Source organism: Paenibacillus pabuli, assembly GCF_039831995.1.
Lineage (GTDB): Bacteria > Bacillota > Bacilli > Paenibacillales > Paenibacillaceae > Paenibacillus > Paenibacillus pabuli_C.
Map to the genome: position 1 here is coordinate 507,140 of NZ_JBDOIO010000004.1, position 24,210 is coordinate 531,349.

At 48.4% G+C, this 24,210-nt stretch carries 20 protein-coding genes, 2 rRNA genes and 1 other annotated feature; all 22 genes read left to right on the forward strand.

Translation table 11 applies throughout. From position 1 onward, the window contains the following. Window positions 1-61 precede the first annotated feature (61 nt). Complete coding sequence (locus ABGV42_RS21860; protein ID WP_095293312.1) at window positions 62-1,096, forward strand: rod shape-determining protein; 1,035 nt, start codon at window positions 62-64, stop codon at window positions 1,094-1,096. Between the two features lie 183 nt (window positions 1,097-1,279). Continuing rightward, entirely contained in the window at window positions 1,280-2,155 is an 876-nt protein-coding gene (gene mreC / locus ABGV42_RS21865) for a rod shape-determining protein MreC (RefSeq protein WP_347383669.1), read from the forward strand. After that, on the forward strand, window positions 2,155-2,688 hold the full coding sequence (gene mreD, locus ABGV42_RS21870) for a rod shape-determining protein MreD (protein WP_347383670.1): 534 nt from the start codon (window positions 2,155-2,157) through the stop codon (window positions 2,686-2,688). Before mreC ends, mreD begins: the two co-directional genes overlap by 1 nt. A 74-nt stretch (window positions 2,689-2,762) precedes the next feature. Continuing rightward, window positions 2,763-3,425 carry a septum site-determining protein MinC gene (gene minC, locus ABGV42_RS21875; protein ID WP_347383671.1) on the forward strand — a complete coding sequence of 221 codons (663 nt, stop codon included), beginning with the start codon at window positions 2,763-2,765 and terminating at the stop codon, window positions 3,423-3,425. Window positions 3,426-3,428: 3 nt separating this feature from the next. Beyond that, window positions 3,429-4,223, forward strand: a complete 795-nt coding sequence (gene minD / locus ABGV42_RS21880) for a septum site-determining protein MinD (RefSeq protein WP_024633965.1) — start codon at window positions 3,429-3,431, stop codon at window positions 4,221-4,223. Window positions 4,224-4,450: 227 nt separating this feature from the next. Continuing rightward, the gene (locus tag ABGV42_RS21885; RefSeq protein ID WP_347383672.1) at window positions 4,451-5,329 is read left to right on the forward strand and encodes a M23 family metallopeptidase; all 879 of its coding nucleotides are present in this window, start codon (window positions 4,451-4,453) and stop codon (window positions 5,327-5,329) included. Further along, a complete protein-coding gene (locus ABGV42_RS21890; RefSeq protein WP_347383673.1) occupies window positions 5,322-6,182 on the forward strand; it encodes a M50 family metallopeptidase in 861 nt (286 codons plus the stop codon). Before ABGV42_RS21885 ends, ABGV42_RS21890 begins: the two co-directional genes overlap by 8 nt. A 106-nt stretch (window positions 6,183-6,288) precedes the next feature. Then, complete coding sequence (locus ABGV42_RS21895) at window positions 6,289-7,539, forward strand: Rne/Rng family ribonuclease (RefSeq protein WP_347383674.1); 1,251 nt, start codon at window positions 6,289-6,291, stop codon at window positions 7,537-7,539. A 56-nt stretch (window positions 7,540-7,595) separates the two neighbouring features. Next, window positions 7,596-7,680, forward strand: a sequence feature (ribosomal protein L21 leader region). 14 nt (window positions 7,681-7,694) lie between these two features. Next, the gene (gene rplU / locus ABGV42_RS21900; RefSeq protein ID WP_095293319.1) at window positions 7,695-8,006 is read left to right on the forward strand and encodes a 50S ribosomal protein L21; all 312 of its coding nucleotides are present in this window, start codon (window positions 7,695-7,697) and stop codon (window positions 8,004-8,006) included. A gap of 13 nt (window positions 8,007-8,019) precedes the next feature. Next, window positions 8,020-8,349: a ribosomal-processing cysteine protease Prp gene (locus ABGV42_RS21905; protein WP_347383675.1), complete on the forward strand. Its 330-nt coding sequence runs from the start codon at window positions 8,020-8,022 to the stop codon at window positions 8,347-8,349. A gap of 23 nt (window positions 8,350-8,372) precedes the next feature. Continuing rightward, the gene (gene rpmA / locus ABGV42_RS21910) at window positions 8,373-8,684 is read left to right on the forward strand and encodes a 50S ribosomal protein L27 (RefSeq protein ID WP_095293321.1); all 312 of its coding nucleotides are present in this window, start codon (window positions 8,373-8,375) and stop codon (window positions 8,682-8,684) included. Window positions 8,685-8,846: 162 nt separating this feature from the next. Continuing rightward, window positions 8,847-9,584 (forward strand): Spo0B domain-containing protein, encoded by a 738-nt coding sequence (locus ABGV42_RS21915; protein WP_347383676.1) that lies wholly within the window; start codon window positions 8,847-8,849, stop codon window positions 9,582-9,584. Between the two features lie 15 nt (window positions 9,585-9,599). Beyond that, entirely contained in the window at window positions 9,600-10,910 is a 1,311-nt protein-coding gene (gene obgE, locus ABGV42_RS21920) for a GTPase ObgE (protein ID WP_347383677.1), read from the forward strand. Between the two features lie 243 nt (window positions 10,911-11,153). Then, window positions 11,154-11,591 (forward strand): ACT domain-containing protein, encoded by a 438-nt coding sequence (locus ABGV42_RS21925; protein WP_024633956.1) that lies wholly within the window; start codon window positions 11,154-11,156, stop codon window positions 11,589-11,591. 108 nt (window positions 11,592-11,699) lie between these two features. Then, the gene (locus ABGV42_RS21930; RefSeq protein ID WP_347383678.1) at window positions 11,700-12,986 is read left to right on the forward strand and encodes a homoserine dehydrogenase; all 1,287 of its coding nucleotides are present in this window, start codon (window positions 11,700-11,702) and stop codon (window positions 12,984-12,986) included. 113 nt (window positions 12,987-13,099) lie between these two features. Next, window positions 13,100-14,170 carry a threonine synthase gene (gene thrC, locus ABGV42_RS21935; protein WP_347383679.1) on the forward strand — a complete coding sequence of 357 codons (1,071 nt, stop codon included), beginning with the start codon at window positions 13,100-13,102 and terminating at the stop codon, window positions 14,168-14,170. Continuing rightward, on the forward strand, window positions 14,167-15,135 hold the full coding sequence (gene thrB / locus ABGV42_RS21940; RefSeq protein WP_347383680.1) for a homoserine kinase: 969 nt from the start codon (window positions 14,167-14,169) through the stop codon (window positions 15,133-15,135). Before thrC ends, thrB begins: the two co-directional genes overlap by 4 nt. Continuing rightward, window positions 15,132-16,013: a prephenate dehydratase gene (gene pheA, locus ABGV42_RS21945; RefSeq protein WP_347383681.1), complete on the forward strand. Its 882-nt coding sequence runs from the start codon at window positions 15,132-15,134 to the stop codon at window positions 16,011-16,013. Before thrB ends, pheA begins: the two co-directional genes overlap by 4 nt. A gap of 142 nt (window positions 16,014-16,155) precedes the next feature. Beyond that, window positions 16,156-17,040 (forward strand): branched-chain-amino-acid transaminase, encoded by an 885-nt coding sequence (gene ilvE / locus ABGV42_RS21950; RefSeq protein ID WP_347383682.1) that lies wholly within the window; start codon window positions 16,156-16,158, stop codon window positions 17,038-17,040. 201 nt (window positions 17,041-17,241) lie between these two features. Continuing rightward, entirely contained in the window at window positions 17,242-18,864 is a 1,623-nt protein-coding gene (locus tag ABGV42_RS21955) for a LysM peptidoglycan-binding domain-containing protein (protein WP_347383683.1), read from the forward strand. Between the two features lie 523 nt (window positions 18,865-19,387). Continuing rightward, window positions 19,388-20,939, forward strand: a 16S ribosomal RNA gene (locus tag ABGV42_RS21960). A gap of 309 nt (window positions 20,940-21,248) precedes the next feature. After that, a 23S ribosomal RNA gene (locus tag ABGV42_RS21965) occupies window positions 21,249-24,174 on the forward strand. The 16S and 23S rRNA genes sit together here, the layout of an rRNA operon. The last annotated feature ends 36 nt before the right edge of the window (window positions 24,175-24,210 follow it).

Here is a 24,210-nt window from a genome sequence, read left to right on the forward strand (position 1 = left end):
AAAATGAAACGCTCTGAACGTTGATAGGGCGGCTATATGAGGCAGAAAAGGAGATTACGTCATGTTTGGTGGTTTTACGAAAGATTTGGGTATTGATTTGGGGACAGCGAATACGCTGGTTTATGTACGTGGAAAAGGAATTGTGGTGCGGGAGCCTTCGGTGGTTGCTCTGCGGACAGATACCAAGAGCATTGAGGCTGTTGGGGAATCTGCAAAGAAAATGATCGGACGTACTCCTGGTAACATTCGTGCCATTCGTCCGATGAAAGACGGCGTTATTGCCGATTTTGATACAACGGCAACGATGATCAAATATTTTATTCGCCAGGCGCAAAAACAGCGCTCGATGTTCCAGCGTCATCCGAACGTTATGGTATGTGTGCCATCCGGAATTACAGCAGTAGAACAACGTGCGGTTGAAGATGCAACCAAACAGGCCGGTGCGCGTGAAGCATACACGATTGAAGAGCCATTTGCAGCTGCCATTGGTGCAGATCTTCCGGTATGGGAACCAACAGGCAGCATGGTTGTGGACATCGGTGGCGGAACGACAGAAGTGGCAGTGATTTCCCTCGGGGGGATCGTAACAAGCCGTTCCGTTCGTGTAGCTGGTGATGAGATGGACGAATCAATCATCCAGTATATTAAACGTCAGTACAATCTGATGATTGGTGAGCGTACATCTGAACAGTTGAAAATGGAAATCGGATCAGCTATGCCACTGGAACAAGTGGAAACGATGGAAATTCGCGGTCGCGATCTCGTAACAGGCCTGCCTAAGACCATCACGATTACATCGGATGAAATCAGCGAAGCTCTGGCAGATACGGTAAATGCTATTGTTGAAGCTGTTAAAGTAACTTTGGAAAAATGTCCTCCTGAGCTTGCGGCAGATATTATGGACCGCGGTATCGTGTTGACTGGCGGCGGCGCCTTGCTCCGCAATCTGGACAAGCTGCTGGCTGGTGAGACAGGTATGCCGGTCATCGTAGCTGAAAATCCACTCGATTGTGTAGCAATCGGAACAGGTAAAGCTCTGGAGAACATCCATTTGTTCAAAAGCAGAAGCAGTTCGGCAGTTCGTTCCAAACGTTAATCCGGCACTGATCGCTTAATCACGTTTGAGTTAAGCGGCAGTAACCAACGAAGAGGACCCGACCTCAGTCGGGAGAGCTATTACCCGCATACCCGGGGAGATCAGCGAATATTCTCGAAGGGACTATCAGTCTGAACGTCTCCCCGCCGGGCATAGCTCGGAAGAGAATATGGATGTTAGAGGGTGTTCGAACTGTTTAAGCTGCTGGGCAACAAAAGACTTTTTGTTTTGCTGGTGGGCCTTGTTACATTTATCGCGTTGATGGGCTTTACGCTCGGTCCGCGAACCGCTCTATCCTGGCCGGAAAAATTCCTGAAGGATTCAGTCGGATTTGTACAATACGTATTTTACAAGCCCGCTTCTGCTGTAGCGGGCTTTTTCAAAGATGTGGCGAACATGCGTGCGGTTTATCAAGAAAATGAAGAGTTGCGAATTGCTATGGGGCACTATACCCGGGATCGTTTGAAGTATAACGAGATGGAGAAAACAAATGATCGTTATAAGGATTTGCTTCAATTTACGGCTGAACAGAGAAATCGGTACAATTATGAGTATCGTATTGCTCAGGTTATCAGTGCGAATTCGGATCCCAATAGCAGAACGATTAATATTGATATTGGGGAAAATGCGGATATCAAGCCAGGCATGGCCGTCACTTCCCAGGAAGGTCTGGTTGGGGTGATCAGTCACGTCAGCGCGTATACATCAACAGTGAATCTGCTGACCTCGATGGATGCGAATGATCCCAATTCCAATGCCATCGCAGCAACAGCGGTGGGCAAGGAAGATACTGTTTTCGGTATGATCGAGAGCTTTGATCCGAAGACAGGCATGTTCAAGATGACCAAGATCTCGGAAGAGTCTGATATCAAAAAAGGTGACGAAATTATCTCATCAGGCATTATCAATAATTTTCCGAAGTATATGCGAATCGGGGAAGTCAAGAAAATTGAAGTTGGCGAATACGGGCTGACACGCACAGCAACGATTGAACCCTATGCAAGCTTCTTGGATTGGAAAGAGCTGATGGTGGTTATTCCTCCCGAGGTGAAGGAGTAATGGTGACACGCAAGCAAGTCTTGTTCCTGTTGCTGTTCGTTTTGTTCATCGCGGAAGGAACGATTTTGCCGCTGCTTATTCCTTCCGGATGGCAATTGCGCATTTCGGCCAATCTGGTCTATGTCGTCATTCTGTTTATCGCTGTATATCATCATCGCCACACGGCTCTGGTGCTAGGCATATTTTTTGGACTGCTCCATGACGTTGTATTCTATGGAGAGATGATCGGACCTTATGGATTCGCAATGGGGTTATCTGCTTATATGATGGGGCTTATATTCCAGGCACCGCGTGCACCGCTTCCAGTTATGGTTACGGTCGTCATTTTGGGAAGTCTGCTTAATGACACCATGTTGTTCTTTTTATATAAGCTCTTCCGCCTTAATCACGTGACCTTTGACTGGGCATTGCTTGAATACATGATTCCCAATCTGTTCATCCATTTTGTGTTTGCCCTGATCATTTATACTCCGCTGCGGAAGCAGCTGGAGCGTATCGGCAAGAGAAAGAGCAAGGTGCAGGAGGCATCCTGATACATTTGTTGGAGCGGAAAGCAGGAACTTCGAGGCCCGGGCACGAAATGTAATGAGATGGGAGGGACAGGCTTATGACGGTAAAATCGAATCACGTAACGATTAAAGGCATCCGAGACGGCTTGGTTTTCCTGTTGGACGATCAATGTGAATTCGAGGAATTGCTCTATGAGCTCCGCTATAAGCTGGAACACAGCCATCAAAATATTTTGACCGGACCGATTGTTCATGTGGATATCAAGCTGGGCAGCCGCGAAGTGACAGAGGACCAAAAAGATGCGATATTGGACATTCTGAAGCAAAAAGGGAATCTGCTCATTCGCTCCATCGATTCACCAGCCCTTAAACCGGAGGTTAAAGGGCCACCGCCGATTGTTACGATGTGTGGCATGGTGCGTTCAGGTCAAGTGCTTCATCACGAAGGTAATCTCCTGTTTCTTGGGGATATCAATCCGGGGGGCACGGTGACGTGTACCGGAGATATATATGTTTTGGGTTCACTCAGAGGCATGGCTCACGCTGGAATCGGCGGGGACGATGAGTCAATCATTGCGGCATCGGTATTTGCACCGACGCAGCTTCGAATCGCTGATATCATCAGCCGTCCCCCTGACGAATGGGAGAGCCGGGATACCGGGATGGAATTTGCTTATTTACAGGACAATCAGATGCAGATCGACAAGATGAGCAATATCGTTCGGTTGCGCCGAGATTTTAATGTGTTTAAAGGAGTGTAGCTCATGGGAGAAGCGATCGTGATCACTTCGGGTAAGGGCGGCGTTGGTAAAACAACCACCTCAGCAAACATCGGAACAGCGCTGGCGCTGCTCGGAAAAAAAGTTTGCCTGGTAGATACCGATATCGGCCTTCGCAATCTGGATGTTGTGATGGGACTCGAGAACCGGATCATTTACGATCTGTGTGACGTGGCAGACGGGCGCTGCCGTCTGAATCAGGCGTTGGTGAAAGACAAACGCTTCGAAGAACTGTATATGCTGCCTGCAGCACAAACAAGAGACAAAAACTCTGTGTCACCGGAACAGGTTAAGGACATTATTCTTGAATTGAAGAAAGATTTTGAATATGTCATTATCGATTGCCCTGCCGGGATTGAACAGGGATTCAAAAATGCGGTCGCTGGAGCAGATCAGGCCATCGTGGTGACTACACCTGAGAATGCCGCTGTACGTGATGCGGATCGGGTCATCGGTCTACTCGAAAGCTCGCATATCCAATCACCGAAGCTGGTTGTAAACCGTATTCGGAACAACATGGTCAAATCGGGCGACATGCTTGATATTGATGGGATTTTACAAGTCCTCAACATTGATCTGATTGGCATTGTGCCAGATGATGAACTTGTCATCAAAGCGGCTAACTCTGGAGAGCCTACGGTTATGAATCCGGATTCTCTTGCAGCGATTGCATATCGGAACATTGCCCGTCGCATTCTGGGAGATACCGTTCCGCTAATGCAGTTAGAGCAGAAAAAGGGCGCGTTTTCACGCTTTAAAAAGTTTTTTGGTATGGGTTAATACGATTGTCCTCATAGATTAATACTTACAGCCGTGGCCTTTGCAGCCCGGCTTTTTTAATGCCTCAGCACACGGAAATCCACTATCGATTTTCTCTAAATTGAACTCCACTTTTGCAGGTTAATCTCACTGGGTGGAGTTATTTTGCTTCGACCCGGAAGCTTGTTCATATTATGAAAGAGCTCTTCATAGGATGTATTAAACAAGCCTCGGCGGGAGGATATTCCATGAATACGAAACTTCGAATCAAGCAGAGAAGAGAAGAACGCATTCGGCGGTTGCTGGATGGTGCTGCGATGGAGCTTATGCAGGAAGCGAACTCTGGGTCAGGCAAGAAGGTTTCCGAAAGCCCAAGACCTACTACTTCTTTTGATATACAGGGTCAGACAAGACATGTTGGATCACTCATGTCAGATCAGGAAAGGGATCCCGAATGGCTTTGGAAAAAAGAGAACGGACATTACGGTCCAGGTGGTCATGCACGTTTTAACTTGATGAAATCGCTGGTGCGAAGAACAGTAGTTAGTGCATTGGTTTTTGGTGCGGTGTGGGGACTGTTTCAACTCAATGCGTCATGGACATCATCCCCCAAAACGGTAATTGCAGATGCGCTGCACCGGGATATGGACTTTGCCTCGGCAGCTCTCTGGTATGAACGGCACTTTGGAGGAACGCCGTCTTTCCTCCCGGTGTTGGGCCACACGACAGATGTTGTTAATGGTTCCGGGGTTAGATCATTATTGGGTAAACCCCTCTCGGGGACAATTGTTCAACCGTTTGCGCTGAGTATGAAGGGCATAGAGATCGTCCCGGATGCAGAGGGGACTGGATTGGTACAGGTAGTCAGTTCGGATGCAGGGCGTGTCCTGCAAGTTCTTGGTGATGCAGAGAATGGGATAACCGTAGTCATCCAGCATACCGGCAACTTGACTGCGATATACGGCCGGCTGAACGAGAGCGAAGTCGAAGCGAATGATTGGGTAGAGGCCGGAAATGTCGTTGGAACCCTTAAGTCCACAGGCGGAGAACAACCCGCCACGCTATATTTCGCTGTAAAAGAGGGCGAAGAGTATGTAGATCCTGCGGAAGTGGTTGCCCTTGATTAGGTTATGGGGTGTACGCATATCGCTGCATCCGTTTTTTGTCATCGTTATGCTGGCTTCCTTGGCTACTGGACATTTTATCGAACTGATCACGCTGTTTGCGATCGTATTTATTCATGAATGTGGACATGCTGCGGCGGCAGCCCTACTGGGCTGCCGTGTCCTGTCAATTCAGATGCTTCCTTTTGGCGGCGTGGCCGTTATTGAAGACGGGGGGAGGCTTACGGCTGGCCGGGAAATCGTAATTGCGCTGGCGGGCCCCCTGCAAAATATATTGATGATCGGTATCACTTTGCTGCTGCAATACGCCAACCTGGGAGACCCGGTATTCTTGGCGTATATTATCCAAGGGAATCTGCTGATCGCCCTGTTTAACCTGCTGCCCGTGCTTCCACTGGATGGGGGAAAGATCGTGCAGGCGCTGGTTAGTCTCGTTGCTCCCTATTATACGACACTAATGTGGACCTACCGGATTAGCATCCTGTGCAGTACAGGTGTTATTTTGTTTGCCATCAGCAAATGGATCAATGGAGACTACGGGCTGCCTCTGAATATATTGCTAATTGGTCTTTTTCTGTTCTATTCCAACATTACCGATTATCGAAACGTGCCTTACCGCTTTATCCGTTTTTTGATGAATCGGGAAGGTGCATTTGCCCATCATGCGGCTACAGGCAGTTTGGCGCAGCCGATAATCTCATTTCCGGCGAAACCTTTGGATACTATTCTGCGTCTATTAAAGAGAGAGAAATATCATATGGTATATGTGATGAACAGACAGGGACGAATTATGGCCGTTTTGCCTGAACAGCGTATTATCGGTTCTTATTTCAAGCAAAACACAGACAAACTGTAATACGGTTGGTGAACTCGTCCCAAATTGGGGTAATACATATACATTGAGAATTGTAATGACACAGAATGGATGTGGATGAATTGAATTGTCTTCTAGAGGTCAAGCCATGAAACAAATGATCGTACATAATGAACACAACCTCATGCAAATGGCGCTTCTGGAAGAAGGCAAAGCTGTGGAATTTACGGCAGAACGTACACGCGAACGTGGGCTGCTAGGTTCGTTTTTCAAAGGACGGGTCGTCAATGTATTACCGGGTATGCAGGCTGCTTTTGTGGATATAGGTCAGAAAAAAAATGCCTTTCTATATGTGGATGATGTCCTGCACCCTCATTTGGAGAAACAACCCAAGGTGAAGCCTTCCATCTCCGAATTGCTTCGTCCAGGTCAGGATGTCATCGTTCAGGTTCTGAAAGAGCCGGTAGGAGGCAAAGGAGCCCGGGTGACGACACACTACTCACTGCCGGGCCGATGGCTTGTCTACATGCCGATAGCGGACTACATAGCCGTTTCCAAGAAGATTGCCCGTGAAGGGGATCGCTCCCGTCTCAAAGCCTTGGGTGATCAGCTCAGAAGGGGAGAGGAAGGGCTTATCATTCGAACCGTATCCGCAGAGGAGCAGCGTGAAGCCATTGAGGCTGACTTGGAAACGTTGCGTGAGCAGTGGCGTTTGATATGCGAGAAAGCTGACAGTTTGCCTTCACCGAGCCTGTTGCATCGGGATCACAGTATGGTACAGCGAATTATCCGGGATGTGTATACACCAGGCAGCGATGAGGTGATTACAGATAGTGAAGGACAAGCCCGTGAAGTGAAGGCTTTGCTTGAGGAGATCTGTCCAGGCCATCAGCCGAAGGTGCAGGTTTACCGGGGCGAGGAGTCGATCTTTGCTGCGTATGGTGTCCAGGAGCAGCTTAACAAGGATTTTGCGCGGAAAGTATGGCTACCCGGTGGTGGTTATATCGTCATAGATCATACGGAGGCTCTTACTGTGGTGGATGTTAATACAGGCAAATTCACCGGAGGCGGTGGGGATAGCTTGGAAGAAACCGTAACGGAAACCAACATGCAGGCAGCCGTTGAGATCGCACGTTTGATGCGTTTACGGGACATTGGCGGCATGATTATTGTGGACTTTATTGATATGGAGGAAGCGACCAATCGGCAGGAAGTGGCTGCAGCGCTGGAAGCCGAACTCAAAAAAGACCGAACCAAGGCATTTGTCATGGGCTGGACCAAGCTGGGTCTGCTTGAACTTACGCGTAAAAAAGTCCGGGAAGAAAGTACACTTCCTTATGTGGAGCCTTGTTCCTCATGTCATGGGACAGGTAAAAGATATATTTCGCCATTGCATTGATTTTTATTAGAGATAGTGATATAATCATCGGGTATGTGTTTAGCCAATTGGTCTTGCACATGCTGTAACCGCACTGGCCGGGTACAAGAACAGCTCCGCAAGGAGGCTGTCACCTGAGACCGGGCGAGTCTGAGACATGAGGAGGTGCAAGGCAAATGTACGCAATTATTGAAACAGGCGGCAAACAGTACAAAGTCCAAGAGGGCGATGTTCTGTTCATCGAGAAATTGACTGCGAACGATGGCGAAAGCGTAACGTTCGACCGTGTCCTGGCTGTATCTAACGATCAAGGTTTGACAGCAGGTACACCATTGGTTTCCGGAGCTACTGTAACGGCTAAAGTGGAGAAACATGGCAAAGGTCAAAAGGTTGTTGTATACAAATACAAACCGAAAAAGAACTACCATGTGAAGCAAGGTCACCGTCAACCGTACACTAAAGTAACTATCGAGAAAATCCAAGCGTAAGAGGGTGCGATAAGTGATTATCGTTCAAATCTTTCGTAACGATGACGAGAGCATCGATCGCTTTTCCATCAAAGGGCATGCCAATTTTGCCAAGCGGGGAGAAGATATCGTATGTGCCGGGGTATCCGCTGTTACAGTGGGTACGGTGAATTCGATCGAAGCACTGACGGGTGTCGAAATGGATGCCAAAATGAAGAATGGCTTTTTAAGCGCTTCTTTGCCAGTGTTGGAGAGAGACGGAACTTGGTCCCAGGTGCAATTGCTGCTCGAATCTATGGTTCTTATGCTCACTGATATTGCAGAGTCATACGGGAAGTATATTAAGATAGAGCAACTCAAATAAGTAAAGAAGGAGGACAACCAATCATGTTGAAATTAAATCTTCAGTTATTCGCATCGAAAAAAGGTGTAGGTTCCACGAAGAACGGTCGTGACAGTAGAGCGCAACGCCTTGGCGTTAAGCGTGCTGACGGTCAAACAGTAACTGGTGGTAGCATTCTTGTTCGCCAACGCGGAACAAAAATTCACCCAGGTACGAACGTGGGTATCGGTAAAGATGACACTTTGTTTGCGAAAGTGGACGGCGTTGTGAAATTCGAACGTTGGGGACGCGATCGCAAAAAAGTAAGCATTTACCCTGTGGACGTTGCTCCAGTAGCAGCTGCAGTAAAAGCATAATATCGGCATTCCGCCTAAGGAGCCTTCGGCAATTTTGCCGGAGGCTCTTTGTATTTAGGGGTAGTATACATGTTTTCGATAATGAACTGGCAGAAAAGACATGTTATACTTGGTTACGGTGGGGTTTAAAACCAACCGAGTTTTGTAGAACGGGGAGAAGCCATGAAATCTTGGAAAAGAGTGCCGTGGATTGCGGCATGTTCACTTCTGATTCCTTTGGTTTTCGTTATGCTGTATCCGGCAGCCATTTCGAGTGCTGTATGCGCATTGTGGTCCGTGGCCGTAATCTTTGTTTCAATGAATGTGATGAGGAGACAGGCGGAAGCGGAACGCAGAACCATCATACAATCTATGGAAAAGACAGCAATTGCATCACTAAATCATCATCGGCATGATTGGATGAACGATCTTCAGGTGTTATATGGATATCTTCGGCTGGGCAAACTTGATAAATCCGTGCAATGTGTGGAAAGAATAAAAGAACGGGTAACCGAGGAAAGTCGGATTTCCAAATTAGGCATTCCCTCACTCGTTTTTTATCTTCAGTCTTTTCGTGCCAGTGGCGCCGCTCTGGAATTGCATGTGGAAGTCGAGGAAGAGTTGCAGCTTAGTGCTCTGATCTCTCCCGAGGATGGCGAGTCGCTTACGGGCGCAATTGCAGATGCAATCAGAGCCTATCAATACGGTGGCGGCCGGTCGTCTTGGGGAGAGGTTCGCAAACTGACCTTGAACTTCGGACAAGACCATGGGGATGTGGTTGTTCGGCTGGACGGGGATCAAACACCCGATCCGGAAACATTGCGGCAGCTTAATGCCGTACTCAAAGGAAAAAAAGTCAGAACGGAGCAGCTTCCGTCTGAAGACACGTTTATACAATTTAGAATGCCGTGTGGAATATAGGAAGAAGGGGTAGCCATGTTTGTAGATAAAGCGAAGATTTATGTAAAAGCAGGAGACGGAGGAGACGGAATTATTTCGTTCCGTCGTGAGAAGTATGTACCAAACGGCGGACCTGCCGGGGGTGATGGAGGCAGAGGAGCTGACATCATTTTCCGCGTGGATGAAGGTTTGCGTACGTTGATGGATTTTCGTTACCAGCGTCACTTCAAGGCCCCGCGTGGTGAGAAGGGACGTAATAAAAGTCAGCATGGTGCGAACGCTGAGAACATGATTGTGCGTATCCCACCTGGGACTGTGATTTTGGATGAAGACAGTGGAGAAGTATTGGCAGATCTGACGCGTCATGGCCAACAGGTTGTCGTTGCGCGTGGGGGCCGAGGCGGCCGAGGGAATATCCGGTTTGCAACACCGAACAATCCAGCTCCTGAACTTGCCGAAAATGGTGAAGAGGGTGAAGAACGCTATATTGTGCTTGAGCTTAAAGTTATGGCGGATGTGGGTTTGGTTGGTTTCCCGAGTGTCGGGAAATCTACACTGTTGTCGGTTGTATCAGCGGCGAAGCCGAAGATCGGAGCCTATCACTTTACGACCATTACGCCTAACCTGGGTGTAGTGGGTGTAGGTGAAGGACGCAGCTTCGTTATGGCTGACTTGCCAGGATTGATTGAAGGTGCTCATGAAGGCATCGGACTTGGACATGAGTTTTTGCGCCATGTCGAACGTACCCGCATCATTATTCACGTTGTGGATATGTCTGGTTCGGAAGGACGCGATCCGTTTGAGGACTGGGTCAAAATCAACGACGAGCTGAAGCTGTACAATCCGGTACTCGCGGAGAGACCTCAGATTGTGGCAGCCAACAAAATGGATATGCCGGAATCGGAAGAGAATCTGGAGCAATTTATGCAAAAGGTTCGTGAAGTTCAACCAGATATCGAAATCATGCCGATCTCGTCTCTCACTCGTCAAGGAATTCAAGAACTCCTGTATCGTGCGGCCGATCTGCTTGATCAGATTCCGGACGAAGTCGTGGTGGAAGAAGTAGCGGACATATCTGAACGCAAAGTGTACAGTCTGGATAAGAAAGAAGACGAAGGCTTCCGGATTGTGCGGGAGAATGAAATCTTTGTTGTGGAGAGTGCCAAGATTGATCGCATGATGAAACGGATGCAGCTGAACTCGCATGAGGCCATCCTTAAACTGGCGCGTACACTGCGTCATATGGGTGTGGATGAAGAGCTCCGTAAACGTGGTGCTGAAGAAGGCACGATTGTGCGTATTGGCGATTTCGAATTTGAATTCGTAGAAGGCAGCAGCTACTATTAAGTTTGGGATGTAAAATTTAATGTATGGCTGTGCACATATAAACGAACATGTAGACGCAGAGAAGTGGGAAATGACCCGCGGCTCTGCGTTTTTTTGTTTTTCCTTACATGAGGCAGGGAGAAACTTGTATACTTTGAGAAACGGCTTTGAAAAAAATAGACATGTAACGTATTGCCCTTTTAGTATAGATCCGATATAATGTCCACTATATGAAAACATGAGTCTTTGAGGAGAGGACGTTCTGTGAATGAACGCTATTACTTAGTACGGGAAGACATTTTGCCAGAAGCCGTGGTGAAGACGATGCAGGTGAAAGAGCTGCTTGCTTCGGGGGATGTCAAAACAGTGCATGAAGCGGTAGAGCAGGTCGGATTAAGCCGAAGTGCTTTCTATAAGTATAAGGATGGAATTCACCTCATCAACCAATTAGAACGGGAAAGAATCGTTACCATTTCGATTGATCTGGAGCATCAGTCTGGTATATTGTCACGTGTATTAGGACATGTGGCTGGATATGGAGCCAACGTACTCACGATTAATCAGAGTATCCCGCTTCAAGGAAGAGCCAATGTCGTTATCTCGGTAGAGACGTCGCATCTTCACGGAGAAATTGGTGAAATGTTGGATCGGATGCAGGATATGCCAGGGGTTAGGCGCACACGGATTGTAGGTCAGGGCTAACTGGATTTTATCTCATAACGTCCGGATATATGCAAAAAAACTGCTTCACTGTACATAGAGAGCGTACAGAGTTGGCAGACATAAAAGACATTAGGGGGTAGATCGTTAGTGAAACCGGTAAAAGTGGGATTGTTGGGACTCGGAACGGTAGGAACGGGAGTCGTTCGCATCGTGGAAGGGAATCAGGAGGATCTAAGCAGTCAGGTCGGCTCACCGATTGTTATCGAGAAGATTTCCGTGAAAAATACGGTTAAGGATCGCGTCATTGCTGTGGATCGTGCCAAACTGACAGAAGATCCGTGGGAAGTTATTCGCCACCCGGACATTGATGTGATCGTGGAGGTTATGGGGGGTATTGAGCAGACTAAAGAGTACATTCTTGAAGCGCTGGAGCGGGGGAAACATATCGTAACGGCTAACAAGGATTTGATGGCTCTCCATGGCTCCGAGATTTTGGCGAAGGCACAGGAGAAGAAATGTGATGTCTTCTATGAAGCCAGTGTGGCCGGTGGGATTCCCATTATCCGCACCCTGATTGAAGGTTTCTCCTCTGACCGGATTACTCGCATTATGGGGATTGTGAACGGAACAACGAACTTTATTTTGACCAAAATGAGCCAGGAAGGCGCTTCTTATGAAGAGGTTCTTGCAGAGGCACAGGCTCTGGGGTATGCGGAAGCAGATCCAACTTCGGATGTGGAGGGACTGGATGCTGCTCGCAAAATGGCAATACTGGGAACGCTGGGTTTCCGCACCAATGTGGAACTGCAAGATGTAGCCGTTAGTGGTATTTCTTCGGTAACCCGTGAGGACATTACGTATGCCAGAAGACTCGGTTATGAGATGAAACTGCTTGGAATTGCGGATTGCCGTGATGATGAGATCAATATCAGTGTTCAGCCTACCATGGTAAGACAGAGCCACCCAATTGCCTCCGTTAATGGCGTGTTCAACGCGGTGTATGTACATGGGGAAGCAGTAGGCGAAACGATGTTCTATGGTGCGGGTGCGGGTGAACTTCCAACGGCCACTTCCGTAGTTGCAGATCTGGTAGCTGTGATCAAAAACCTGAAGCTTGGCGTAAACGGACTTAAAGCTATCGTTCCTTACAAACAGAAGCGTCTGCAAAGCGATAAACATATTATGTCGAAGAACTTCATTTTGCTGCACGTGGACGACAAAGCAGGTGTTTTGGCACAAATCACGCAAATTTTTGCCGAGTATGAAGTCAGCCTGGCTTCGGTAGTTCAACAGCCGAATGAGCATAACCCGGATGCTGAGATCATCATCGTTACTCATAATGCAAGCAAGGCGAGCATGGATAAAGTGTTAAAACACTTTGAATCCCTTAGCGTTATTCGCCGCATCAAGAGTGTATATCGGGTTGAGGGTTAATTTTCTAATCATGTATCGTCTGAATTGCTGGATTAAATGGAATGCACAATTTTTAACACTATAATTTCAGGTCTTCATATTCGTATTACTTAATCATAAAGGAGCTTACTACAATGAGATATCAAGGATTGCTGCAAACGTACAAAGAGTACCTTCCGGTTAATGAAAATACACCTATGCTTACGCTTCAGGAAGGAAACACTCCACTGATTCATGCCGAAAATCTGTCCAAGGAACTTGGACTTAATTTATATTTTAAATACGAAGGCTTGAACCCAAGTGGTTCTTTTAAAGACCGGGGAATGGTGATGGCTGTAGCGAAAGCGATGGAAGAGGGCAGCCGTACGATCATGTGTGCCTCTACAGGTAATACTTCAGCTGCTGCAGCTGCATATGCGGCACGTGGTGGTCTGAACTGTATCGTCTTGATCCCTAACAATAATATCGCATTGGGCAAACTGGCTCAGGCCATGATCTACGGGGCCAAAGTGATTGCGATTAATGGTAACTTTGACCGTGCACTTGAAATTGTACGTGAGATTACAGCGAAGCACCCAATCACACTGGTGAACTCTGTGAACCCTTACCGCATTGAAGGTCAAAAAACCGCTGCATTTGAAGTGGTTGATCAATTGGGCCAAGCACCTGATGTACTTGCAATCCCTGTCGGCAATGCAGGGAACATCTCTGCTTACTGGAAAGGCTTCAAAGAATACAAAGAGGCGGGGAAATCGGACTCCTTGCCACGGATGGTTGGGTTCGAAGCAGAAGGCGCGATGGCAATCGTTAAGGGGGAGCCGATTCTTGAGCCAGAGACTGTGGCGACTGCGATCCGCATCGGTAACCCAGCTAGCTGGAAGACCGCTGTAACCGCGGCTGAAGAGTCTGGTGGACAGATCAATTATGTAACGGACGAGGAAATCTTGACAGCATATCGTACGATTGCAGCACGGGAAGGTATCTTCGCTGAACCGGCATCGGCCGCTTCGGTTGCAGGAGTATATAAATTGAAAGAGGAAGGATACTTTAAAGGCGGAGAGACGGTTGTATGTGTCTTGACGGGTCATGGTTTAAAAGATCCGAACATCGCGATCAAAACGGTAGCAACAGAGCCGCTTGTAGTAGATGATTCGGAAGAAGCAGTTATGTCAGCTATTGCACAGCTGGAGCAGCAATCCGTATGAGTTTGCAGCAAAGTGTTACAGTAAAAGTACCTGCAAGTACAGCCAATCTGGGTCCAGGGTTCGATACCCTGGGCATGGCATTGTCTTTGTATGCCTGGATTGAGATGAAGCCGTCTGAACAGACAGTTTTTCATCTGTATGGAGATCATTTGAATGGTTTGCCAACGGATAAATCCAATCTAATCTACGAAGTCGCACAGATGGTATTCAATGAAGCAGGTGTATCTGTTCCTGAACTGGAGATTTCGATGGTTTCGGATATTCCTCTTACCCGCGGACTGGGAAGCAGCGCATCTGCCATAGTTGGTGCACTGGCTGCCGCGAACGCATTAATTGGTTCTCCGCTATCAGATGATAAGTTAATGGATATGGCTACTTCGCTCGAAAAGCACCCGGATAATGTGGGGGCTTCTCTATATGGGGGGATCATTGCGGCTGCGTGGGATGGCAGTCGTGTGGATCACATCCGTATTGAGCCGCACCAGGATTTACAGACGTTGGTCATTGTGCCAGACTTCGAACTATCGACTTCAAAAGCAAGAAATGTCATCCCGCAGCAATTTGACAAGTCGGATGTCGTGCATAATATCAGCAGGTCTTCCCTGTTGGTTGCAGCGCTGGCAAGCGGGCGACTGGATATGATACAAAGGGCTATGCTCGATCGTATTCACCAACCATATCGGGCATCTTTGGTACCCGGCATGACTGAAATTTTGGAACATGCTGTACAACATGGCGCTTTGGGGGCTGCACTAAGTGGAGCTGGACCAACCGTTCTGACATTGGTGGATCGGCATGATCCTCGCAAAGCCGAGCTGGAACAGTATTTGATGAAGACTATGAGTCATGAAGACATTAATGCAACGTCACTATGGCTGGATCCGGACCTGGACGGTGTAACCGTTCTGCCTGATCAAGATGAACGTCCTTTTTTGGACAGAATTAAAGGGGAAGTTAATGCATGAAACGAATTGCCGTATTACCTGAAGGCTCCGTTTCCCATGAAGCTGTAGATTTTCTGTTTAATGGGGAACCGCTGGAACTGCTTCATTCCAAACTGATTTCTGATGTTTTTCGTGCCACGGATAGTGGGAAGTCGCAATATAGCGTCATTCCCATTGAAAATACAATTGAAGGCTCTGTTAGTTTGCATATGGACTGGCTGGTTAACGAAGTGGATATTCCAATGCAAGCGGAGTGGGTATATCCTTCCATACAGAATGTGATCGGACATGGCTCCGAGTTCTCTGACGGGAGCGGTGCATACGACTTCAGCAAAATTACCAAGATCATGTCTCATCCGGTAGCCATTCCGCAGTGCCAGAACTTTATCCGTCTTCATTCCCCGGACGCTGAGCTTGAAGGCGTTAATAGTACAGCAGAAGCGGTTGAATTGGTGAAAAAGAATCCCGGAAAAGGCTGGGCCGCTATTGGCACCCGACTTGCTGCACAAAAGCATGGATTGGATATCATGGCTGAACGGGTGACTGATCATGATAACAATTACACCCGCTTTGTACTTATTGGTCATGAGCCAGTGCAGATTCAACGTGAGCCGGATCATGTAAAAACGAGTTTGCTGGTGACTTTGCCCGAAGATGCACCTGGTGCTCTGCATCAGGTATTGTCTGCATTTGCCTGGAGAAAGCTGAATTTGACTAGGCTGGAGTCTCGTCCTACGAAGAAACGGCTGGGCAGTTACTATTTTTATATCGATGTCGAGGAAACCGTAGAGTCCGTATTGCTCACAGCAGCCATGGCTGAGATCGAGGCATTGAATTGTCAGGTCCGTGTTCTGGGCAGCTATCCCTGTTATACATATCCTTCATTGAAAACCACTTGATAAACGGGTAGGATTTGTTGAGGATTGTTACCAAGACGGGTAAAACGTGAACGTAAAAGCTTGTCATTTTGTTGACAATGAGTTGGAACAATTCAAGATTCGGGAATTAATGATTGGAAATTAAACGGAGGTGCAGTCATCCATGGCAGAACAGTGGATTTATTTGGATGGTCAATATGTAACCAAGGAGAACGCAACCGTTTCCGTGTATGATCACGGCTTTTTGTACGGAGACGGAATTTTCGAAGGTATCCGAATTTATAACGGTAATATCTTTAGATGCAAAGCGCATTTGGACCGCTTGTATGATTCGGCAAAATCGATCAGTTTGAACATTCCTTTATCCTATGATGAAATGCTGGAAGTTATGGCAGAAACAGTGCGCCGCAACGATATGCGTAACGGCTACATCCGTCTGATCGTATCTCGTGGACCTGGTAATTTGGGTCTGGATCCGCTGCGCTGTCCGAAAGCGTCTGTTATTATTATTGTGGAGCAGCTGGCTATTTATCCTGAGGAAGCGTATCTTACGGGGTTAAAGGCCGTATCTGTATCCCAACGCCGTAATATTCCGGATGCACTCAATCCCAAAATTAAATCGTTGAATTATTTGAATAACATACTTGTTAAAATTCAGTCCAACTATGCAGGTGTTGGTGAGGCGATCATGCTGAATTCACAAGGTTATGTGACTGAGGGTTCAAGTGACAACATCTTTATTATCAAAAATGGGGTAGTCTATACGCCGCCTTGTTACCTCGGAGCTCTGGAAGGAATTACGCGTCAGGCGATCATCGATCTGTGTGGTGAACTCGATCTGGAGCTAAAAGAAGTTCCGTTTACCCTGCATGATGTATACATCGCTGACGAAGTCTTTTTCACGGGAACAGCCGCAGAAGTCATCGCTGCATATGAGGTTGATGGAAGAACCATTGGATCGGGTGTAGCAGGCCCAGTCACATTGAGATTGCTTGAAGCGTTCCGTCAAATTGTAGATAAAGACGGTTATAAGGTTTGGGAAGCTTAATCTTTTCAAACTTGTTAACATATTGAAATGCAATATCCTTCTTGTCCAATAAAATCAGCATGCCAAATAGGATGCGGGTTTTGGAGGCGGGGAGGATTTTTTTTGTTTAGATGATGTCATTAGCCTAGTTCCTGCATAGGATGTAGTAACGGTATGGGCGAATGCACTGCCCAAGTAACACGTCTAGGAGGTTAGTTCCCCGTGAAAATACACATGGTTAAAAAAGGCGACACGTTATATTTACTGTCCCAAAAATATAATGTGGGCCTGGACAAAATTATTGCGGCGAATCCGCAAATTACTGATCCCGACAAGCTGGATATCGGCACGAAGGTTAAAATCCCTGCAGAGCCAGTAACACCAAAACCGGAAGGAATTATGCACAGTCACAAAGTCCAGCAGGGAGATTCCTTATGGAAGCTGTCCCAAGCTTGGGGAGTCTCATTGAAGGATATGATCAACGCCAATCCTCAGTTGAAAAACCCCAATGCCCTGCTTGTAGGAGAGACAGTCTATATTCCATCCCAGCATGTACAGGGAAATATGGTTACAGGAAGCAGTGCGGGCAATGTTGCTGCCCATGAAAAGCTTTCGCCTGAAGGCAAGGAATATACAGGCGTCAAAGAAGAGCCGGCACCACCAGTGCCGGAAACGCCAAAGGCAGTGGAAGAGAAGCCAGCCCCTACTCCAACACCAACGCCTGCACCTGTACCCGTACATGCAAATCCGGTCATTCCAAATGTGATGCCTGAATTGGAAGTCCTGCCACAGTTACCAGAGCTTCCTGAGGTTAAACCGGAGAAATCGCCTGAGAAAAAAGAGCAAGTCGCTCCAGTTGCTGAAGTACAGCCGCTGCCGGAAGTGCCAACTTATACCATGCCTAATCTTTCACCTGAGGTCATGCCGCTACCAGTCATCGAGAATACCAAGTCGCCATCTGTCGTTTCCCCTGCCACCAAATCCCCTTGTGGCTGCGGTAAAAAGTTGCACCACGCGCCGGCGGAGTATCCATATGCTCAAATCCCTGTGCCTGTTCAAGAGGTCTTTGCCGCTCCTGAATCAACACATATTGCAGGGTTTAACCATAATTCAGGGTTTCCAGGCCTACCTGAAGCTACTCCGTATTCAGTGAGCCCTTCGTACCAAGGTCAATGGCCGGAGCAAAACCATAACAACGTCATGCCGAACCTGGCTCCAGAGCAGCAGGAGAACTTTTATCCAGTTGCACCCGCTGCACAAGTCAACAGCCCATTCCCTCCATTTGTTGCTGATACACATATGAACCAGCCGCCATTTATTTCCCCTTATTCAACACTTCCGTATCCACCTTGTGGATGTGGCGGACATATGCATAATCCGCATTACGGTCACCTTGCATACAATTATCAAGATCCTGCGTGGGGAATGTATGGTTCATATGACCCGTACGGTGTGCAGACACATTTGGGACCAAACATGGTACCAAACCAGCCCGTAGAGTATGCTTATCAAAATCCGTACCCTTCACAGAACATGGTACCCCCTTCTCCACTCGGAGCTTTTGGGGAGCTGTACCCTGCTCAAAGCAATGGTGGAAGTAAAAAAGGTGGGCGTGAAGAAGTGGATGTAAGCCAGTCCAATGTATCGGGAGAAGAAGTAACGGATGCGGGGAGCAAAACAAAGCAGGCCTCTGCGAAAACCGGTACGGCAAAGCGCAGAACAAGCAAACCAAGTGCTAAAAGAACTTCCAAAGTATCCGTATCTTCTGCCAGTGGCAGACGAAACTCGGAAGCGGAGAAACGCAATTCAACCCAAAAACGTCGCAATCCCTGGATACAGTCATAGTTAATACAGATAGGATGCGTGATTCCTGATTGAAAAAAAGCAACAGGCCAGCCTATGTTTAAAGGATGGCCTGTTGCTTTGATTAAGGGGAGAAGAATCTGCAAACGAAGGAATGTGAACTAGAAGTAAACGAATAGTTGTAAATTAATTGTTAATTCGATGTATGTGTGATAATATATCCATACGTTTTATTTTGTCCCTAGTTATATTATTTCAATTGATTTTGGAAGAGTTATTACGTATCTAAAATCTATGAAATAAAAAAATGAAAAAAAGTGTTGCATTGGTCTCATTGATATGTTATATTATTTAAGTCGCCGCTGAAACACAGCGCTGACGCGATAAAGAAACATATCAACGAGTTTGATCTTTGAAAACTGAACAACGAGTGAGTAATCATCCTGTTTGCAGGATGAACGTGAAGGTTTTTGGTGCATGCCATCTGGCTGTATGGAAACTGGAACAACAATGAGATTTTTAATCTCGTCAGATTCAAAATGAGCTAATCGCTCTTTTCAATACTTTATTGGAGAGTTTGATCCTGGCTCAGGACGAACGCTGGCGGCATGCCTAATACATGCAAGTCGAGCGGACTTGAAGAGAAGCTTGCTTCTCTGATAGTTAGCGGCGGACGGGTGAGTAACACGTAGGCAACCTGCCCTCAAGCTTGGGACAACTACCGGAAACGGTAGCTAATACCGAATACTTGCTTTCTTCGCCTGAAGGAAGCTGGAAAGACGGAGCAATCTGTCACTTGAGGATGGGCCTGCGGCGCATTAGCTAGTTGGTGAGGTAACGGCTCACCAAGGCGACGATGCGTAGCCGACCTGAGAGGGTGATCGGCCACACTGGGACTGAGACACGGCCCAGACTCCTACGGGAGGCAGCAGTAGGGAATCTTCCGCAATGGGCGAAAGCCTGACGGAGCAATGCCGCGTGAGTGATGAAGGTTTTCGGATCGTAAAGCTCTGTTGCCAGGGAAGAACGTCCTTGAGAGTAACTGCTCAAGGAGTGACGGTACCTGAGAAGAAAGCCCCGGCTAACTACGTGCCAGCAGCCGCGGTAATACGTAGGGGGCAAGCGTTGTCCGGAATTATTGGGCGTAAAGCGCGCGCAGGCGGTCATTTAAGTCTGGTGTTTAATCCCGGGGCTCAACCCCGGATCGCACTGGAAACTGGGTGACTTGAGTGCAGAAGAGGAGAGTGGAATTCCACGTGTAGCGGTGAAATGCGTAGAGATGTGGAGGAACACCAGTGGCGAAGGCGACTCTCTGGGCTGTAACTGACGCTGAGGCGCGAAAGCGTGGGGAGCAAACAGGATTAGATACCCTGGTAGTCCACGCCGTAAACGATGAGTGCTAGGTGTTAGGGGTTTCGATACCCTTGGTGCCGAAGTTAACACATTAAGCACTCCGCCTGGGGAGTACGGTCGCAAGACTGAAACTCAAAGGAATTGACGGGGACCCGCACAAGCAGTGGAGTATGTGGTTTAATTCGAAGCAACGCGAAGAACCTTACCAGGTCTTGACATCCCTCTGACCGGTACAGAGATGTACCTTTCCTTCGGGACAGAGGAGACAGGTGGTGCATGGTTGTCGTCAGCTCGTGTCGTGAGATGTTGGGTTAAGTCCCGCAACGAGCGCAACCCTTGATCTTAGTTGCCAGCACTTCGGGTGGGCACTCTAAGGTGACTGCCGGTGACAAACCGGAGGAAGGTGGGGATGACGTCAAATCATCATGCCCCTTATGACCTGGGCTACACACGTACTACAATGGCCGGTACAACGGGCAGTGAAGCCGCGAGGTGGAACGAATCCTAAAAAGCCGGTCTCAGTTCGGATTGCAGGCTGCAACTCGCCTGCATGAAGTCGGAATTGCTAGTAATCGCGGATCAGCATGCCGCGGTGAATACGTTCCCGGGTCTTGTACACACCGCCCGTCACACCACGAGAGTTTATAACACCCGAAGTCGGTGGGGTAACCGCAAGGAGCCAGCCGCCGAAGGTGGGATAGATGATTGGGGTGAAGTCGTAACAAGGTAGCCGTATCGGAAGGTGCGGCTGGATCACCTCCTTTCTATGGAGAATCGTCTTCTGTAACGAAGACATTCAAAACCAAAATCTAGCCAGGTCGGCTAGTTACTCACTCGTTGCTCAGTTTTGAGAGCTCAAACTCTCAAAACAGCTTGCTTTTGCATGGAGCTTGTTCTTTGAAAACTAGATATCGAAACGAAAAATGCGAATTAGAACATTCCTTTTAGCTGAACTTGTGTTAAACAAGTTTCAAATAATAGCGAAAACTGCTTTGCGATGGTATCGAATGGGAGCGACTTTTGGCTTTGCGTAAGCAAAACAAGGGAAGTGAGCAGTCGAAACCGGAGCAACTGGTTAAGCTACTAAGAGCACACGGAGGATGCCTAGGCGCTAGGAGCCGATGAAGGACGTGGCGAACAACGAAACTGCCTCGGGGAGCTGTAAGCAAGCTTTGATCCGGGGATGTCCGAATGGGGAAACCCAGCTGGGGTAATATCCAGTTACTCATAACTGAATACATAGGTTATGTAGAGGCATACCAGGGGAACTGAAACATCTAAGTACCTTGAGGAAGAGAAAACAATAGTGATTCCGTCAGTAGCGGCGAGCGAACGCGGAACAGCCCAAACCAGAGAGCTTGCTCTCTGGGGTTGTGGGACGTCTCACATGGAGTTACAAAGGAACCGGTTAAACGAAGAGGTCTGGAAAGGCCCGCCAAAGAAGGTAAAAGCCCTGTAGTTGAAAGTCTGTTCCCTCCGAGACGGATCCCGAGTAGTGCGGGGCACGTGAAACCCCGTATGAATCCGGCAGGACCATCTGCCAAGGCTAAATACTTCCTAGCGACCGATAGTGAAGCAGTACCGTGAGGGAAAGGTGAAAAGCACCCCGGAAGGGGAGTGAAATAGAACCTGAAACCGTGTGCTTACAAGAAGTCAGAGCCCGTTTTAGGGGTGATGGCGTGCCTTTTGTAGAATGAACCGGCGAGTTACGTTCCCGTGCAAGGTTAAGGTGAAGAGCCGGAGCCGCAGCGAAAGCGAGTCTGAATAGGGCGATGTAGTACGTGGACGTAGACCCGAAACCGGGTGATCTACCCCTGTCCAGGGTGAAGGTGCGGTAACACGCACTGGAGGCCCGAACCCACGCACGTTGAAAAGTGCGGGGATGAGGTGGGGGTAGCGGAGAAATTCCAATCGAACTCGGAGATAGCTGGTTCTCCCCGAAATAGCTTTAGGGCTAGCCTCGGAAAACAGAGTCGTGGAGGTAGAGCACTGATTGGGTGCGGGGCCCGCAAGGGTTACCAAGCTCAGTCAAACTCCGAATGCCATAGACTTACTTCCGGGAGTCAGACAGTGAGTGCTAAGATCCATTGTCAAAAGGGAAACAGCCCAGACCATCAGCTAAGGTCCCCAAGTGTGTGTTAAGTGGGAAAGGATGTGGAGTTGCACAGACAACCAGGATGTTGGCTTAGAAGCAGCCACCATTGAAAGAGTGCGTAATAGCTCACTGGTCGAGTGACTCTGCGCCGAAAATGTAACGGGGCTAAACACACCACCGAAGCTATGGCTTGATGCTTTGCATCAGGGGTAGGGGAGCGTTGTATAAGGGTTGAAGGTGTACCGTAAGGAGCGCTGGACATTATACAAGTGAGAATGCCGGTATGAGTAACGAAAAGATCAGTGAGAATCTGATCCGCCGAAAGCCTAAGGGTTCCTGAGGAAGGCTCGTCCGCTCAGGGTAAGTCGGGACCTAAGGCGAGGCCGAAAGGCGTAGTCGAAGGACAACAGGTCGAAATTCCTGTACCACCGTAAATCGTTACGAGCGATGGGGGGACGCAGTAGGGTAGTGACGCAGGCTGATGGATGCCTGTCCAAGCAGTGAGGCTGATGTGTAGGCAAATCCGCACATCGTAAGGCTGAGCTGTGATGGGGAGTGAAAATTACAGTAGCGAAGGTCATGATCTCACACTGCCAAGAAAAGCCTCTAGCCAGATGAAGGTGCCCGTACCGCAAACCGACACAGGTAGGCGAGAAGAGAATTCTAAGGCGCGCGGAAGAACTCTCGTTAAGGAACTCGGCAAAATGACCCCGTAACTTCGGGAGAAGGGGTGCCCCGGTAGTGTGAATAGCACGAGGGGGCCGCAGTGAAAAGGCCCAAGCGACTGTTTAGCAAAAACACAGGTCTGTGCGAAGCCGTAAGGCGAAGTATACGGGCTGACGCCTGCCCGGTGCTGGAAGGTTAAGGGGAGCGGTTAGGAGCAATCCGAAGCTGTGAACCGAAGCCCCAGTAAACGGCGGCCGTAACTATAACGGTCCTAAGGTAGCGAAATTCCTTGTCAGGTAAATTCTGACCCGCACGAATGGCGTAACGACTTGGGCGCTGTCTCAACGAGAGATCCGGTGAAATTTTAATACCTGTGAAGATGCAGGTTACCCGCGACAAGACGGAAAGACCCCATGGAGCTTTACTGCAGCTTGATATTGAATTTGGGTACGATCTGTACAGGATAGGTGGGAGCCTTTGAAGCATGAGCGCCAGCTTGTGTGGAGGCACCGTTGGGATACCACCCTGATCGTATCTAGGTTCTAACCTGGTACCGTAAACCGGTGCGGGGACAGTGTCAGGTGGGCAGTTTGACTGGGGCGGTCGCCTCCTAAAGAGTAACGGAGGCGCCCAAAGGTTCCCTCAGAATGGTTGGAAATCATTCGAAGAGTGCAAAGGCATAAGGGAGCTTGACTGCGAGACCTACAAGTCGAGCAGGGACGAAAGTCGGGCTTAGTGATCCGGTGGTACCGCATGGAAGGGCCATCGCTCAACGGATAAAAGCTACCCTGGGGATAACAGGCTTATCTCCCCCAAGAGTCCACATCGACGGGGAGGTTTGGCACCTCGATGTCGGCTCATCGCATCCTGGGGCTGAAGTAGGTCCCAAGGGTTGGGCTGTTCGCCCATTAAAGCGGTACGCGAGCTGGGTTCAGAACGTCGTGAGACAGTTCGGTCCCTATCTGTCGTGGGCGTAGGAAATTTGAGAGGAGCTGTCCTTAGTACGAGAGGACCGGGATGGACGTACCGCTGGTGTACCAGTTGTTCCGCCAGGAGCACCGCTGGGTAGCTATGTACGGACGGGATAAGCGCTGAAAGCATCTAAGCGTGAAGCCCCCCTCAAGATGAGATTTCCCAGTATGTAAGACCCCTTGAAGACGACGAGGTAGATAGGCTGGGGGTGGAAGTGCAGTAATGCATGGAGCTGACCAGTACTAATCGGTCGAGGGCTTATCCAAATTGCAGGTTCTAGTCGCATATTTCGTTTCGGATCT